General features: G+C 61.7%; 16 protein-coding genes and 1 tRNA gene. 5 read left to right on the forward strand and 12 right to left on the reverse strand.

Translation table 11 applies throughout. The features are described 5' to 3' along the window. Positions 1-51 precede the first annotated feature (51 nt). Positions 52-1,092 (reverse strand): helix-turn-helix domain-containing protein, encoded by a 1,041-nt coding sequence (locus JL39_RS02455; RefSeq protein ID WP_037145705.1) that lies wholly within the window; start codon positions 1,090-1,092, stop codon positions 52-54. 148 nt (positions 1,093-1,240) lie between these two features. Between JL39_RS02455 and JL39_RS02460 the strand changes: the two genes are divergently transcribed. Further along, complete coding sequence (locus tag JL39_RS02460; RefSeq protein ID WP_037146126.1) at positions 1,241-2,317, forward strand: class I SAM-dependent methyltransferase; 1,077 nt, start codon at positions 1,241-1,243, stop codon at positions 2,315-2,317. A 52-nt stretch (positions 2,318-2,369) separates the two neighbouring features. On the opposite strand, the gene JL39_RS02465 is transcribed toward JL39_RS02460, so the two are convergent. The 3 genes from JL39_RS02465 to JL39_RS02475 all read right to left on the reverse strand — a co-directional run bounded on the left by JL39_RS02465 (position 2,370) and on the right by JL39_RS02475 (position 4,629). Next, the gene (locus JL39_RS02465; protein ID WP_037145707.1) at positions 2,370-3,434 is read right to left on the reverse strand and encodes a GH25 family lysozyme; all 1,065 of its coding nucleotides are present in this window, start codon (positions 3,432-3,434) and stop codon (positions 2,370-2,372) included. 127 nt (positions 3,435-3,561) lie between these two features. Then, positions 3,562-4,119 (reverse strand): sugar O-acetyltransferase, encoded by a 558-nt coding sequence (locus JL39_RS02470; protein ID WP_037145709.1) that lies wholly within the window; start codon positions 4,117-4,119, stop codon positions 3,562-3,564. Positions 4,120-4,143: 24 nt separating this feature from the next. Continuing rightward, complete coding sequence (locus tag JL39_RS02475) at positions 4,144-4,629, reverse strand: GFA family protein (protein ID WP_037145711.1); 486 nt, start codon at positions 4,627-4,629, stop codon at positions 4,144-4,146. Positions 4,630-4,764: 135 nt separating this feature from the next. Here JL39_RS02475 and JL39_RS02480 point away from each other — a divergent pair, with 135 nt between their 5' ends. Next, positions 4,765-5,634 carry an NAD(P)-dependent oxidoreductase gene (locus JL39_RS02480; protein ID WP_244446821.1) on the forward strand — a complete coding sequence of 290 codons (870 nt, stop codon included), beginning with the start codon at positions 4,765-4,767 and terminating at the stop codon, positions 5,632-5,634. Between the two features lie 29 nt (positions 5,635-5,663). On the opposite strand, the gene JL39_RS02485 is transcribed toward JL39_RS02480, so the two are convergent. Next, positions 5,664-6,113 carry a DoxX family protein gene (locus JL39_RS02485; RefSeq protein WP_037145715.1) on the reverse strand — a complete coding sequence of 150 codons (450 nt, stop codon included), beginning with the start codon at positions 6,111-6,113 and terminating at the stop codon, positions 5,664-5,666. A gap of 152 nt (positions 6,114-6,265) precedes the next feature. On the opposite strand from JL39_RS02485, the gene JL39_RS02490 reads away from it, so the two are divergent. The 3 genes from JL39_RS02490 to JL39_RS31875 all read left to right on the forward strand — a co-directional run bounded on the left by JL39_RS02490 (position 6,266) and on the right by JL39_RS31875 (position 7,069). Continuing rightward, positions 6,266-6,565, forward strand: a complete 300-nt coding sequence (locus JL39_RS02490) for a SelT/SelW/SelH family protein (RefSeq protein WP_037145717.1) — start codon at positions 6,266-6,268, stop codon at positions 6,563-6,565. Between the two features lie 102 nt (positions 6,566-6,667). Continuing rightward, positions 6,668-6,752 (forward strand) — tRNA-Leu (locus JL39_RS02495). A gap of 146 nt (positions 6,753-6,898) precedes the next feature. Then, complete coding sequence (locus JL39_RS31875) at positions 6,899-7,069, forward strand: hypothetical protein (protein ID WP_161784727.1); 171 nt, start codon at positions 6,899-6,901, stop codon at positions 7,067-7,069. A gap of 115 nt (positions 7,070-7,184) precedes the next feature. Here the strand turns inward: JL39_RS31875 and JL39_RS02505 are convergent, their stop codons facing one another. The 7 genes from JL39_RS02505 to JL39_RS02535 form a co-directional block, all read right to left on the reverse strand. After that, positions 7,185-8,621 carry an aldehyde dehydrogenase family protein gene (locus JL39_RS02505; protein WP_037145721.1) on the reverse strand — a complete coding sequence of 479 codons (1,437 nt, stop codon included), beginning with the start codon at positions 8,619-8,621 and terminating at the stop codon, positions 7,185-7,187. Positions 8,622-8,640: 19 nt separating this feature from the next. Then, positions 8,641-9,711, reverse strand: a complete 1,071-nt coding sequence (gene ugpC, locus JL39_RS02510; RefSeq protein ID WP_037145723.1) for a sn-glycerol-3-phosphate ABC transporter ATP-binding protein UgpC — start codon at positions 9,709-9,711, stop codon at positions 8,641-8,643. 79 nt (positions 9,712-9,790) lie between these two features. Next, a complete protein-coding gene (locus JL39_RS02515; RefSeq protein ID WP_037146128.1) occupies positions 9,791-10,474 on the reverse strand; it encodes a GntR family transcriptional regulator in 684 nt (227 codons plus the stop codon). Positions 10,475-10,513: 39 nt separating this feature from the next. Further along, positions 10,514-11,374: a carbohydrate ABC transporter permease gene (locus tag JL39_RS02520; RefSeq protein WP_052182599.1), complete on the reverse strand. Its 861-nt coding sequence runs from the start codon at positions 11,372-11,374 to the stop codon at positions 10,514-10,516. Next, entirely contained in the window at positions 11,371-12,300 is a 930-nt protein-coding gene (locus JL39_RS02525) for a sugar ABC transporter permease (RefSeq protein WP_081952663.1), read from the reverse strand. Before JL39_RS02525 ends, JL39_RS02520 begins: the two co-directional genes overlap by 4 nt. Continuing rightward, positions 12,297-12,782, reverse strand: a complete 486-nt coding sequence (locus JL39_RS02530) for a hypothetical protein (protein ID WP_037145724.1) — start codon at positions 12,780-12,782, stop codon at positions 12,297-12,299. The genes JL39_RS02525 and JL39_RS02530 overlap by 4 nt, the downstream gene beginning before the upstream one ends. Positions 12,783-12,789: 7 nt before the next feature. Next, complete coding sequence (locus tag JL39_RS02535) at positions 12,790-14,388, reverse strand: GMC family oxidoreductase (protein ID WP_037145726.1); 1,599 nt, start codon at positions 14,386-14,388, stop codon at positions 12,790-12,792. Between the last annotated feature and the right edge of the window lie 10 nt (positions 14,389-14,398).

Genomic DNA, 14,398 nt, shown 5'->3' on the forward strand with positions numbered 1-14,398 from the left:
AGTAGGATTTGTTCCAAGAAATTCACTTTTCCGGGAGCGGCGAGTGAACGATCAGTCCTTCGACGCAGACCGTGCGTAGTCCGGAATACGGAATCGACGGCGATAGACACCGGGTGCCAGGCCCGTGATGCGCTTGAACAATCGGCGAAAGAAAGCGGGCTCCTCATAGCCGACTTGCCAGCTTATCTCATCGACCGATATGTCGGTGGTCTCCAGGCGGCGCTTGGCATCCTCGATCCTGAGGCGCTGCACATAGGCCATCGGGCTGACACCGGTGGCGCGGGTGAAGCGCCGTTTGAAGGTGCGTTCGGCGAGACCGGCCCGCCGGGTCATCTCTTCGAGCGGATTGGCTACGGAGAAGTGGGTCGCGACCCAATCCTGTGCCACCTGGATTGCGGTGTCCCCGTGGTCATTGCGCCCTTCGAAGACGATGTAGGGCGCGAGCCCGTCCTGATGCCATTGAAGCGCAAAAAAACGCGCTATGGTCTGCGCTGCCGCAGCTCCCATATGGCGGCTGATGAGGTAGAGCACGAGGTCGTGCCAGGTCATGGAGGCGCCCGAGCTGATCAGTTCCTCTCTCCGTCCGGAAACGACGAGCACACGCTCCGGATGGATCGACACATGCGGAAAGGCGGCTGAAAAGGCGCTGGCATAACCGAAATGAACGGTCGCTTCTGCGCCATCGAAGAGCCCGGTCTCGGCAAGCAGAAATATGCCGGAACAGGCCGAACAGAGAAGAGCGCCGCGGTCATGCATTCTGCGAACCCATTCGACCAGCTGCGGATATCGACCTTTCCGCCAACCATCGGGACCAAGCAGGATCGACGGAACGATGATGATATCGGTGGCATCGAGACCGTCGATGCTCCGCTGCACGGTGATCGGCACCTGACTTGCCAATATCAATGGGCCCGCTTCCAACCCGACGATCTGCACTTCAAACGGTTGTGCTTCTGTAAGCCCTGGCGGCAGGACCGAGAATGCGTTCATGACATCAAAGACGCCGCTCAGTGTCGAGACTACGGCATCGGGAATGGCCACGAGGCTTACATGTCGCGGCTTCAAGCGTGTCCGATCTGCCTCATTCGGCATACCCCTCCCTCCGACATTTATTGCCTATACCGAGCCGCGATGTGGCGCAAACGACCCGATCTTGGACTTTCCCGCTCTGCCGACCACGGATTTCATCTGCGATCTTCCGATCATCATCACAACCGATGAACGAACAGGAGATAGCAACATGGATTATCTTACAACCAATTCGGTCGATCCGGCCAAGCTGGACGCGATCGTCTCGCGCGCCATCGGCGATCTGTCAGCCGGCTATGGCGGCGTCATGGTCAGCATCGGCCACCGCCTGGGCCTCTACAAGGCCATGGCAGGCGCCGGACCGCTGAATTCGCGCGAACTGGCGGCCCGTACCGGTTGCGCCGAGCGTTACGTGCGCGAGTGGCTGAATTCCCAGGTCGCCGGCGGCTATATTGCCTATCACGCGATCAGCGACAGCTTCGAACTGACGCCGGAACAGGCGCTGGTGCTCGCAAACGACGAGAGCCCGGTCTTCATCGCCGGCGCCTGGGCGGTGCCGGCCTCGATGTGGGCGGACGAGGACAAGGCGCTCGAAGCATTCCGCACAGGCTCGGGCATCCCCTGGGGCGACCACGACGGTCGTCTCTATTGCGGCGTGGCGTCATTTTACCGCAACGCCTACAAGGCGAGCCTTGTCCCCGAATGGCTGCCGTCGCTCGATGGTGTAATCGACAAGTTGAAGAGCGGGGCCCTGGTGGCGGATATAGGCTGTGGCTACGGCCATTCCACGGTGCTGATGGCGGAAGCCTTCCCGGCATCGCACTTCCACGGCTTCGATACGCATCCGGAGTCAGTCGCCGAGGCCCGAAAGATCGCTTTGGAGGCCGGCGTCGCAGACCGGGTCACATTCGAAAAGGCGCGTGCGGAGAACTATTCCGGCAAGGGGTACGACCTGATCTGCTTTTTCGATTGCCTGCACGACATGGGCGATCCGCTCGCCGCGGCAAAGCACGCCGCGCGCACGCTTGCTCCGGGCGGTACCGTCATGTTGGTGGAACCTTTCGCCAATGACCGCGTGGAGGACAATATCTCGCCGGTCGCCCGCCTGTATTACGCGGCGTCGACGACGATCTGCTGCGCGCATGCTATCTCGGATGGCGGCCACATTGTGCTGGGCGCGCAGGCCGGTGAGGCGCGGCTGAGGGATGTATTCTACAAGGCCGGCTTTACGCACTTCCGGCGGGCCATGGCGACACCATTCAACCTCATCCTCGAAGCGCGGCTTTGATATAGCCCGAGGGATCAAGCGGGGCCGGTTTCGGCAGGTCCCGCTTGCCTGGCTAGTTTCGCGCCAGGGTCGTCCGCGGCGAGATCCAGTTGTGCCATTGTTCCACGCTGCCGTGGAAGACGTTGAGGTCGATCTTGCCGTCGACGCCATGCGACAGGCCGGAGCCGGAATATTGCCAGAAGAGCCATTTGCGGCCCGGATAGACCTTCGAGGGGTGCTGCGCGACAGCGCGCAGCCAGAAAGGATAATCGAGGAATTCGCCCCTCAGGTTGTCCTTGTAGAAGTCCGGCGCGGTGTAGATGATCGGGCGCTGGCCGTAATGCCGTTCGAGCTTGTCCATGAAGACCTGCATCTTTTCCAGCACCCGCTTGGGCGACAGGCGCTGCCTGCAGCTGGATTCGTGGTTCCATTCCACGTCGATGACCGGAGGCAGCGCATCGGGATCCCGAGGGACGTTGCGGATGAACCAGTCAGCCTGTTCGCCGGCGGTACGGCACCAGTAGAAGAAGTGGTAGGCGCCGCGCTTCAGACCTGCCTCTTTGGCTCGCCGCCAATTGGTCTTGAACATCAGATCGAGATGGTCGCCTCCGTCGGTCGCTTTGATATAGGCGAAGTTGGCGCCCTGAGTCCTGAGTTTTCCCCAGTCGATCTCACCCTGCCAGCGAGAGACATCGACGCCGTGGACTGCATAGTCCTTGGGCGAGACGCGGCCAAAATTGATCGGCTTGGCGTCGCGAAAGCGACGGCTATAGATCTGCATGCGCCGCTGTAGCGGAGCTTCGACCACCGACCTGTCGGGCACCAGCATGGCGACCGGCCTTTCGGAAGGGACAGGCATGCCGACCGTCGTCTCCTGCACGAAGGCCTGCGGCGCCGGCATCGAGCCGGACCAGGCGAGCGTTTCCGTCTGCGGCTCGTGCTGAACCTGTGGGGCACTGATCCGCGAAGTCTTGCCGACGCTGACGGATGGAACGGGCGCTACCGGCTGGGTGATCGAGCCAGTCGTTTCCCTTGGTGCAACACCGGCCACGATGTCCTCCCGACCGGAATTGGAGGCGCAACCTGCCAGAGCGAAACAGGCAAAGAAGAGAACTGGTACAGCCGACAGACGACGCATTTGGAAACCCGTACGCAAAACAACCAAGACGGCGTCCCCAATGCCGTCGATAATCCCTGAGAGGAATTGCTAATGGAAAATTACCAAGAAATGCTGAATCCAATCTTTATGTGCACCAGAAAGGGAATCAGCCGCGCGGCTTGATGGCGCGAGCCGGATTGCCGGCAACGGTGATGCCAGCCGCAACGTCGCGCGTGACGACCGCGCCCGCGCCGACAATGGCGCCATCACCGATCGTCACGCCACCGAGGATTATCGCGCCGCCGCCGATCCACACATCGGAGCCCAAGGTGATTGGACGGGCGATCTCGAGCCCTTGGGCGCGAAGGGTTGGATCACGATGGTGGTCAGCACAATAGAGCTGCACGGAAGGGCCGAGCATCGTGCGAGCGCCGATCCTGACCGGTGCGGTATCGAGGATCGTACAACCAGCATTCAGATAAACGCCCTTATCGAGAAAGACATTGAACCCGTAGGCGCAATGGAACGGCGCTTCCAGAAAGACGGTTTCGTGAACTGCGCCGAAAAGAGCCCGCAGGGCCGGCGCTATCGTGCCGCGCTGGTCAGGCGGCATTGTATTGTGGGCGTGGCAGGCGATCCGCGCGTTGTTGCGCAGGGCGTCGAGTTCCGGATCCAGACAGGAATACCAGTCTCCCGCCGCCATTTTTTCCCGCTCGTTCGCCATACCTTGCCGTCCCCGCTTTTTGCTTCACCGTTCCGCACCGGCCTTGATCCGGGCCGCCTCGCGTCGAGCCAGGCTTTCCGGCGGCCACAGCGCCCTGGTGCTGTAATATTCGTCGAAGACCTTGGCATCGTCCGGTAGTCCGACCCAGGGCACTTTCGAGCGGGTGAAGATATGGACATCGGGTGTGAATTCCGTCCGTCTGTCGAGGGTCGATACGCGGATGAAAAGCATCCACCTGCGCCGGCCATAGTCACTCCAGAGCGCTATCTGGCAATCGGGACAGCGGTAAATGTCGTGCGGATGGCCGCTGTCGGTCTTCATGGCGACCGGCACAGGCTCGCCATCGACGATTTCGATGTGCTCTGCCTCGATCAGCGCGTTCATGGCGAAAGCTCCACCGGTCTGGCGCTGGCAATCCGTACAGTGGTAGCAATGGATGAACATCGGACGCCCGTGCATGCGGTATCGGATCCTGCCGCAGAAACAGCCCCCTTCGAATATCTCGCTCATGTCGCTTCCTGGCTCCCTGCAGTGCGGTAAGCCTATCATGAAATGTCGAGCCGCCGCTTCGCAATGCAAAATTGGGGAGACGGGAGCGGCCCGTTCTGTTTAACTTAAATGATGTGGAAGAGTGGGAATGTGCATATGACAACAGAGCGTATCGGCGTGGTTGGACTCGGCCGCATGGGTGGTGCCATGGCGGAACGCCTTGCAAAGCAGGGTTTTTCCGTGACGGGCTGGACCCGCAGCGGTCTTTCGCCGGAAAAGGCCTCGGCACTCGGGATCGCCGCGGCAAGCGACCTGTCGTCGCTCTCGGCTGCTTCCGACATCATTGTTCTTGCCCTGCTCGACGATCCCGCCGTGCATGCCGTGCTCGACGAACTCGCTGCCATCGAGCTTGCAGGAAAACTGATCGTCGACACGAGCACGGTCAGTCCCGAGACGCTGCGCGTCCATGAAGTCAGGATAAAGGAGAAAGGGGCATCGCTTCTCGATGCGCCGATTTCCGGCGGACCGGAAATGCTGCTCGCGGGCACGGTCGGTTTTTACGTCGGCGGTGCCGAGCAGGATTTCCAGCGCTTCCTGCCGGTCGCCGGAGTTCTCTCAAATCGTATCCATCACGTCGGAAAGCTGGGAGACGGCGCATCGGCGAAGCTCGTCAACAACATGATGCTGATGGGGCTCTGGCAGATCATGAAGGAAGCTGTCCAGCTTGGCGGCAAGGCGGGGCTTTCGCGCGACAAGATGATCGAAATCCTCTCCGGCAGCCCGGCTGCGAGCCCGGCGATGCGCTCGCGGCTTCCCGTCATCCTCGGCGAGACCGATAATGTGGGCTTTCCCGTCTCCGGCGTCCTCAAGGACATGGGCGTTGTCTTTGGGCTCGCGGGCCGGCTCGGTGTCGCCACGCCGGCTATCGAGGCCGCGCATGCGAGCTTCAAGGAGGCCGCCGCACTCGGCCATGGCGAAGCCGACCTCGGCACCGTCGTCCGGCTGGCGCTCGAAGGGAAGACCTGAGCAGCGGACTGCCCAGCTTTCCCGAAAGATCAGAATGTGCGGCTAAGACGGGCGTCGACCGAGTGGCTGTTGCCGCCGCGAAATGCGAAGAACAGGAAGATGGCCGCCCAGAGAATGGATTTTTCCGCCCCCATCAAACCCTGATTCTGCACGATGCCATGGAAATAAACGGTGACCAGCAGCACGATCATGGCCGCGAATGATGCAGGACGGGTGAAAAGGCCGATGGTGACGAGAATGCCGCCGAAGAATTCGGTGGCTGCCAGCAGCGGTGACCAGAAGATGCCCGGATAGAAGCCCAGGCCTTCGACCATGCCGATAGTACCGAAGGGATTGGCGATCTTGCCGAAACCATGCGTGACGAGCAGCAGGCCTGCAACCACGCGCAGGATCGTCTCGACGGTCTCGTGGGCGGAGGTATAGATAGGGGCAAGTGCCGGAATGATGAGGCGGGAGCGAGTGGTGGCTTGAAGAGCCATATGAAGACCTCTCTGGTTGGCAGAAGGAACAATGCGTCGCTGTCACAATTTGCCGGGGAAGCTGCCCCTGTCGAGGTACGCACGTTCAAAAACATGACTATTTAAGGTGACATTATCGTGAGGCCGATTTGAAACGGCGGAAGGGCAAACCGATGGAAAAAGCGCGCATTACCATTCTCTACTGTACGCAGTGCAATTGGCTGCTTCGGGCTGGCTGGATGGCCCAGGAACTTCTGCAGACCTTTGCCGACCAGCTTTGCGAAGTCGCGCTCATCCCCGGCACCGGCGGCAATTTCGAGATTCGCCTGAATGGTGAACTCATATGGGAACGCAAGCGCGACGGCGGTTTTCCTGGACCGAAGGAATTGAAGCAGCGGGTGCGCGATGTGATCGACCCCGAGCGGGATCTCGGCCATGTGGACCGCGCAGCGAAAGAGAGCGGCGAGGTTTGAGACCGTCAGCGATCAACCGTCAAAGGTTTTTCCACGGCTGACATGGAAACTTCAAAAAGCCAGTTGACAGGCAGGTGCCACCCCCTTACATGGCTCTCCGTCGCCCAGATGGCGGAATTGGTAGACGCGCAGGTTTCAGGTACCTGTGCCGCGAGGCGTGGAGGTTCGAGTCCTCTTCTGGGCACCAAGATTCCGTATGTTGCTGTCCATAGGCAGCCCAAAAAGCTAGGATCTCCGGGCTTTTTCTTTGTCTGGTCGTCGAAGGGCGACCAAAGCCGTCTCTTGGTATTTTTTGAGCGGCCGCCGACGGTCGGCAGGATGGCGGGAACCGGGTTGCCGATTGACCAGGCGGAAAAGTTCATCGTGCTTTTCCCGCTACCCGGACAAGCGTCTTCTCCGAAAAAGAGCGCCGCCGGTCGTCACAATGTCGGCCGCATGATCGAGGCCCGGGAGAATTTCCACTTCGCCGTCATTGCGGCGGCCGGTTTCCAGACCAACGCGTGATGCGCGCTGGTCGTCGATCTCTATTCCCGAAATAGCGGTGATCTGGAACATGGGTACCATCGCTGACAGCACTGATCCATTCTATCCGAGCGGAAGAGCTTGCGATCCGACGCGGTCAGGATGCCCAGCCGGACACCGATTTGACGACCATGTATTCCTCGAGCCCCCAGACGCCGCCTTCGCGCGCGCCGCCCGAGTGGCGGACGCCACCGAAAGGTGAACCGGCGCCGCGCGGCTGGCCGTTCATCTCCACCATGCCGGATTGGAGGCGCCGCGCCAGCCGGTTGCGCCGGGCGCCGTCGCTGCTCTGCACGTAATTCGTGAGACCGTAGGGCGTGTCGTTGGCGATGGCCACGGCCTCTTCCTCGTCCGAGAAGGGAAGGATCGAGAGCACCGGGCCGAAAATCTCTTCACGCGCGATCATCATATCGTTGGAAACGTCGGCGAACACGGTCGGCTGTACAAAGAAGCCCCGATTGAAGCCGGCGGGCCGTCCGACACCGCCGGCGACGAGGCGCGCGCCTTCGCGGATGCCGGTCTCGATCAGCGACTGCACCCGGTCGAACTGGCGTTCCGAGATTACGGGACCCATATGGGTCCCTTCCGCCGACGAGGGTCCGACCGCGATCGACTGTGCCGCTGTTCGGGCTTTTTCCACGGCTTCGTCGTAGATCGAACGCTCGACCAGCATGCGCGTCGGAGCATTACAGTTTTGCCCGCTGTTGATGAAGCATTGCCGAACACCGCGCTCGACCGCATCCTCCTCCGCATCGGCGAAAATGAGGTTTGCACCCTTGCCACCGAGCTCCAGCGCCACGCGCTTGAAAGTGTCGGCCGCGCCTTTCATGATGCTGGCACCGGCACGCGTCGAGCCGGTGAAGCTGATCATGGCGACATCGGGATGTTCGACCAACCGCGCTCCCGCCGTCAGGCCATCACCCTGGATCAGATTGAAGACGCCGGCCGGGGCGCCCGCCTCATGAATGATCTCGGCGAGCAGGACGGAGGAAAGCGGGGCAAGTTCCGATGGCTTCAGCACCATGGTGCAACCGGCGAGCAGTGCCGGCACGACCTTCAACGCCACCTGACTCATCGGCCAGTTCCAGGGTGTGATCATGCCGACGACGCCGATCGGTTCCATCAGGATACGGTCGTCGGGCGCATGGGGTCCGAGTTGCCGAACGAATTCGAAATGCTCCATGACTGCCAGGAAATTGGTCATATGGCGAAGTGCAGCCGGTGCCTGTCGCGTGCGTGCGAGCTCGATCGGCGCGGCCATCTCCTGCGAAATCGCGCGCGCCATATCCTCGACGCGCTCCGAATATATCTCCCGGATCCGTCGGATCAGCGCCATGCGCTCCCCCGGCTCGCTTGCCGCCCAGGCCGGAAAGGCGAGCTTCGCGGCCATGGCCGCGGCGTCAACGTCGTTGCGCCCGCCCAGCGCCACAGTGTCAAAGGGCTGCTCGGTGGTGGCGTCGATCAGCGTATGTCCGGCCTTCGACAGAGCCGGCACCCAGCGGCCGCCGATGTAGAATTCCCGCAATTTCCGCATGTCCTTCTCCTTTCGGCCGTCAGGCGTCTTCGGCCGATGCCAGCTCTGGTATCGGAGCAGCGTCGAAGAAATGGATGTCGCCCGGTGTCACGGCGAGACGGATCTCATCGCCGGGCATGGCCGACGTTCGCCCGCGAACGAGTATGCGAATGAGCTGGCCGGCAAGGCGGGCGGTGATCTGAGTTTCCGACCCGGTCGGCTCGACGATGGAAACCGTGGCGGGCCAGCCGGTTTCGGCGATGACGAAATGCTCCGGCCTGACGCCGATTGTGACCTGCCTGCGTTGCTTCGGATCGGCCGCCGGAAGACCGAGCACGGTGTTGTCTTCAAGCCGCAATCCGTTTCCTTCGATGATCTGGCCTTGCAGGAAATTCATCGGCGGCGAGCCGATGAAGGCAGCAACGAACAGGCTCGCCGGCCTGTCGTAGAGTTCGAGCGGTGGACCTTCCTGTTCCACGACGCCGCCGTTCATCACGACGACCCGGTCGGCGAGCGTCATCGCTTCGATCTGGTCGTGGGTGACGTAGATCGTCGTCGTCTTCAGCCGCTGGTGCAGTTCCTTGATCTCCGAGCGCATCTGCACGCGCAGCTTGGCATCCAGGTTCGACAGCGGCTCGTCGAACAGGAAAACGTTGGGATCGCGCACGATCGCGCGGCCCATGGCGACGCGCTGGCGTTGCCCGCCCGAAAGCTGGCGCGGCTTGCGGTCCAGCAGATGCTCGAGTCCGAGGATCCGAGCTGCCTCGTTGACGCGCTTTGCGATCTCCGGCTTTGGTACGCGGCGCTGCTGTAGAGCGAAGCCCATGTTGTCCCGTACGTTCTTGTGCGGATAAAGGGCATAGTTCTGGAATACCATGGCGATATCCCGGTCTTTCGGCGCTACGTTGTTGACCACACGGTTACCGATAGCGATGTCGCCACCGCTGATGCTTTCGAGACCGGCGATCATCCGGAGCAGGGTAGATTTGCCGCAACCAGACGGGCCCACGAGCGCAACGAATTCGCCGTCCTCGATGTCGATCGAGATCCCGTGCAGAACCTGGACCGCGCCATAGGACTTGCGGACCTCGCGTATTTGCACCGTACCCATTCGGAACTCCTCCCATTTCCTGCCCTTTCCCCGGGCATAGTTTGCTTTGTTCACCGCAAAGGGGCGGTGCCTGCCCCCGTCAGGTCTGGCGGCTGCGGCCCCCGTTCGGCATTTCCTCGATCATCCGGATCAGGAAGTCACCGGTGTTCTTCTCGTGTTGATTGACCATTGCCGCCGCGGCTGCATAGTCGCCGCCGCGCAAGTGATCGCGGATTTTCGTATGCTCCTTCAGTGCTTCCCTCAGGCGTGCCGGCTGCGGGGGAATGCCATGGCGCTGGGCCGACATCAGCCCATGCATGTTTTCGAGCAGCCGCTTGCACCATGGCGATTCCGGGTTGTCGCAGAGCAATTGGTGGAATTCGTAGTTCTTCTCGGCGAACAGTGCGAAATCGTCCGCATCGAGCGCCCCGGCCGACGCCTCGAGATTCTCATCGATCCTGCGCAACCGTTCCTCGTCGAAACTCGCCGCGCCGAGTTCCACGGCCAGACCGCAAACCAGGCCGCGCAGCGCGCTGATCTCGCGGATCTGCTCGACCTTGAGCCCCTGGACCACGGCGCCGATATGATTCTGCACCGCAAGCCAGCCTTCGGAGGCAAGGCTGCGGATGGCCTCCCGGATGGGGGTCTCGCTGATGCCGAGCGCGTCGGAGACTTCGCGCGTGGTGATGCGGTCGCCTGGGCCTACCTTGCCGGAGAGGACCATGGACTGGATATGCTGCCGGGCCAGCTCGGTCTTGGTGGTGAAGGTCTTCGGTTGTTGCATGAAATCCATCCAGTTGCGGTTGCACAGGCTTACCGCGATCTATCCCTTCGTCGCGCCATCCGCCAAGCCTTTGATAAGCCATTTCTGAACAAGCAGCGCAAAGATCACGACCGGAACGACAGTGATCGTGCCGACGGCAGTGAGCGCCCCCCAGTTCGCGCCGTTCACGGTGTCGCCCGCGATGCCGGCGATGGCGACTGGAATGGTCGAGGCATAGCGGTTGGTCAGCACCAGCGCGAACAGCAGTTCTTCCCAGGCGAGGATCATGCTGAAGATGAGCGTCGACAGGAGGCCTGGCAGCGAGATCGGCAGGATGATCTTGAAGAAGGCGCCATAGCGCGAGCATCCGTCGATCATGGCCGATTCCTCGAGTTCTTTTGGCAGGGCGAGGAAGAAGCTGCGCATCAGCCACATGACATAGGGGATGAGGAAGGTGCTGTAGGCGAGGATCAACGTGATGTGCTTGTCGGTAAGCCCAAGTTTACGCGCGACCAGAAACATCGGTACCGCGAGCGCAATGGGCGGCACGCCGCGCGACAGGAGGATGATGAGCCCTATCGTCCCGGCGCCCCTGAGCCGGATACGTGCCAGCGCATAGCCGGCCATGGTGCCGACGACGATGGACAACAGGCCCGAGCCGGCGGCGACGATGATCGTGTTGACGATGCGCCTGACGATGTCGGCGCGCCGCATGTATTCTATGTAAGTGGCGAGCGTCGGCTCGAAGAAGAAGGTCGGCGGATTGGTGAAGATGTCGACCTGCTGCTTGAACGAGGTCAGCACCATCCAGTATATCGGAAACAGGAAGACGATACTGACGAAGATACCGGCGAGGATGCGGAGCCTGTGGCCCAACGTGTTGCGGGCATCGTAGGAGACGGTCGGGGCCCTGGCGCTCAAAACAATTCCTCCAATTTGCGGCTGCCGCGCAGGAAGATGCCGGTCAGCACCATGGTCAGGACCAGCACGATCACGGCCATGGCGGCGGATTCGGCAAAGCGCAGAGACCGGAACGCTTCCTCGTAGATGAAGAGATTGATGATGTTGGTAGCCTTGCCGGGGCCGCCATAGGTGGCGGCGAGCACGATGTCGAACATCTTCACCGCGCCCAGCCAGCGGATGACGAAGGTCGCCGCGATGATCGGCACCAGCAGGGGCACCGCAACCGACCACAATGTCGACCACCAGTTGGCGCCGTCGATCTTCGCTGCCTCGAACACGTCCTTGGGCAGTGCCAGCAGGGCGGCAGTGGCGATCAGCACGTTGAACGGGGTCCAGCGCCACGTGTCGATGATGATGATCGCAGCCATGGCGAGCTTCGGATCGCCGAACCAATCGAGCGAGCCGATACCGGCAAGTCCCATCCAATAGTTCATGATGCCCCAGAGCGGATCAAGGATCATGCGCCACATGCCACCGGCAACCACCGGCGCCACGACCATCGGAATGATGAACAGGGCGCGCAGCGCACTGCGGCCCCACCATTCCGCATTGATAAGGAAGGCGATTCCGAAGCCGAGCGTGACCTGCAGCGGCAATGCGATGACCAGATAGATCAGCGTGACCTGCAGTGAATCCCAGAAGCGGTAATCGCCGATCACCTCCTCGTAGTTTGCCCAGCCGATCCATTCGCCGGCACCGAACGTTGCTATGTCGAAGGAGGCGAAGCTGATCTCGATCGTATAGAAGATCGGATAGGCGAGCATCACGGTCAGCACCAGGATGCTCGGCATCAGAAAGGACCAGCGTTCGAACAGGTCGCCGAACTGGTCCCGCCAGCGGGATCGACTGACGTCAGTTTTCGCCGGAGGTACGGATTTCATCATGATCGCGGCCCTCCTTCGCCGACTGCGCGATAGATTGGTCCGCGCGCCCGTACAGGATCGAGCAGCGACCAGTCGCCTTCCTCCACTTCATAGCCGAGCGGAAAGGGCGGACGCCCCTCTACGCCGATCGCCGCCATTACCCGGTCGTCGCGATAGTAGCAGCGCGCCGTCACGGCCTCCAGAACGCCTGCAAGCTCGGGCTCGGCGGAACGAAATTCGGCGAGCAGGGCGGCCTGCTGGTCGCGCGGCAGTGTCGCGAGGCGACCGCCGGCCCAGGCGTCGACAGCATCGAGCGCCTTGGAGAGCAGGGGCTTGTCTCGGCCGACCGAACGGAGAATGTCCGCATAGATCGCCGGATCGTCGGCGCCGGGCAGACCGAATTCCGTACTCGCCGGAATCATATGCCCGACGATTGCAAGCAGCGTTTGCCTTGCATCTTCGAATGGCTCTTCCGCGGGCTGGTTTTTTTCGAGTGCTGTCATGGTCGGTTCAATCGAAAAGCTCGTAGAGACGGGACTTGATCTGGTCGGCGATGTAGAGCGCCACCGCCTGGATTGTCGATGTCGGGTTGACGCCGCCAGAGGTGACGAACACGCTGCCGTCAACGATGAAAAGGTTCTTCACGTCGTGGCTGCGGCCCCATTCGTTGACCACCGAGCGCTCGGGATCCGCGCCCATGCGGGCCGTGCCCATCAGGTGCCAGCCGGCATAGGGCAGGGGCGCCTTTGTAGTGATGTCATGCGCGCCGGCAGCCTTCAGGATCTCGATGCCGCGGGCGACCGAATGATCCAGCATCTTTCGCGAGTTGTCGCTCAGCCGATAGGTAATCTTCGGCGCAGGAATGCCATCGGCATCCTTGAGATCCGGATCGAGCGTCACGCGGTTCGTTTCCTCCGGCAGGTCCTCGCAGACCGAGACCATGCCGGCGCTGTGGCCGAACAGCCGGCGGAAGGCGGCGTGATGGCCCTCGCCCCAGGGAATGAGGCCATCTGCCATGCCGTTGATCGCCGCACGCACCGGGCCGGTGCCGCGCGAGAACTGGTAACAATAGCCGCGCACGAAGCCGCGCGAGCGGTCGGTCTCGTAGAATTCGTGGCTCCAGGTGCAGATCGGCGAACCGCGATGCCCGTCCATCGGCTGGTCGAAATGGCCGCGGATCTGTGCATAGGGATGCAGCATCAGGTTCTTGCCGACGAGCCCGCTGGAATTGGCGAGACCGTTTGGAAAGCGGTCCGATGCCGAGTTCAAGAGTATGCGCGGCGTGCCTATGCCGTTGCAGGCCATGATGACGATCTCGGCCGGTTGGAAAATCTCCCTGCCGTCCGCATCGAAATAATACGCGCCGGTTGCCATGCCCGCCTCGTTTGTCTCGATGCGGCTGACTCGACAGCGGCTTCTGAGTTCGATGCGTGCGCGGATCGCCTCCGGCCAATAGGTGACGTCGGTGCTGCCCTTGGCGCCCTGTGCGCAACCCGACCCGCATTGGCCGAGATTGATGCAGGGCGCGCGTCCCTCGTATTCCCGTGTGACGATCGCGGCATCGGACGGCCACCAGTGCCATCCGAGTCTGTTCATCGCCTTGCCGAGCGTCTGGCCAGTACGGCCCATCGGGATCGGCGGCATCACCGCCTCTTTGGGCGGATAGGCCGGGTCGCCCAAAAGGCTGGATATGCCCATCATGCGGTCGTTCAAGGCATAGAAGGGTTCCAGCGTGGCATAGTCGATCGGCCAGTCCTCGGCGATGCCGTCGAGGCTGCGAACCTTGAAATCGGAGGGGTGGAGCCGCGGATAATGCCCGGCGTAGAGAATGGTGCCCCCGCCGACGCCGTTGAAATTGGCGATCTTGATCGGCGAATCATCGTCGTTGATGGGATAATCCGCGGCAAGTCTCCGGCGGTTCGGGCTGATCGCGAAATCTTCCGAAAGCCGCGCCTCCCAATCTCGTCCGGCGCTTGGATAGCCGGACGGTTTCTGCCAGTCCCCCTGTTCCAGGCAGAGGATGCGCATCTTCGTCTCGGCGAGGCTCCAGGCCACCGCCGCACCGGACGCGCCGGCGCCGATAATGAGGACATCCACAGTTTCATTCATGATTGAAGCA

The sequence above is a fragment of the Rhizobium sp. YS-1r genome, assembly GCF_000757525.1.
GTDB lineage: Bacteria > Pseudomonadota > Alphaproteobacteria > Rhizobiales > Rhizobiaceae > Neorhizobium > Neorhizobium petrolearium.

Coding starts and splice junctions, on each gene's coding strand:
- JL39_RS02485 (WP_037145715.1), bottom strand. CDS start 6,113: ATGGCTCTTCAAGCCACCACTCGCTCCCGCCTCATCATTCCGGCACTT.
- JL39_RS02530 (WP_037145724.1), bottom strand. CDS start 12,782: ATGACAGCACTCGAAAAAAACCAGCCCGCGGAAGAGCCATTCGAAGAT.
- JL39_RS02460 (WP_037146126.1), top strand. CDS start 1,241: ATGGATTATCTTACAACCAATTCGGTCGATCCGGCCAAGCTGGACGCG.
- JL39_RS02455 (WP_037145705.1), bottom strand. CDS start 1,092: ATGCCGAATGAGGCAGATCGGACACGCTTGAAGCCGCGACATGTAAGC.
- JL39_RS02480 (WP_244446821.1), top strand. CDS start 4,765: ATGACAACAGAGCGTATCGGCGTGGTTGGACTCGGCCGCATGGGTGGT.
- JL39_RS02535 (WP_037145726.1), bottom strand. CDS start 14,388: ATGAATGAAACTGTGGATGTCCTCATTATCGGCGCCGGCGCGTCCGGT.
- JL39_RS02505 (WP_037145721.1), bottom strand. CDS start 8,621: ATGCGGAAATTGCGGGAATTCTACATCGGCGGCCGCTGGGTGCCGGCT.
- ugpC (WP_037145723.1), bottom strand. CDS start 9,711: ATGGGTACGGTGCAAATACGCGAGGTCCGCAAGTCCTATGGCGCGGTC.
- JL39_RS02525 (WP_081952663.1), bottom strand. CDS start 12,300: ATGATGAAATCCGTACCTCCGGCGAAAACTGACGTCAGTCGATCCCGC.
- JL39_RS02490 (WP_037145717.1), top strand. CDS start 6,266: ATGGAAAAAGCGCGCATTACCATTCTCTACTGTACGCAGTGCAATTGG.
- JL39_RS02475 (WP_037145711.1), bottom strand. CDS start 4,629: ATGAGCGAGATATTCGAAGGGGGCTGTTTCTGCGGCAGGATCCGATAC.
- JL39_RS02465 (WP_037145707.1), bottom strand. CDS start 3,434: ATGCGTCGTCTGTCGGCTGTACCAGTTCTCTTCTTTGCCTGTTTCGCT.
- JL39_RS02515 (WP_037146128.1), bottom strand. CDS start 10,474: ATGCAACAACCGAAGACCTTCACCACCAAGACCGAGCTGGCCCGGCAG.
- JL39_RS02470 (WP_037145709.1), bottom strand. CDS start 4,119: ATGGCGAACGAGCGGGAAAAAATGGCGGCGGGAGACTGGTATTCCTGT.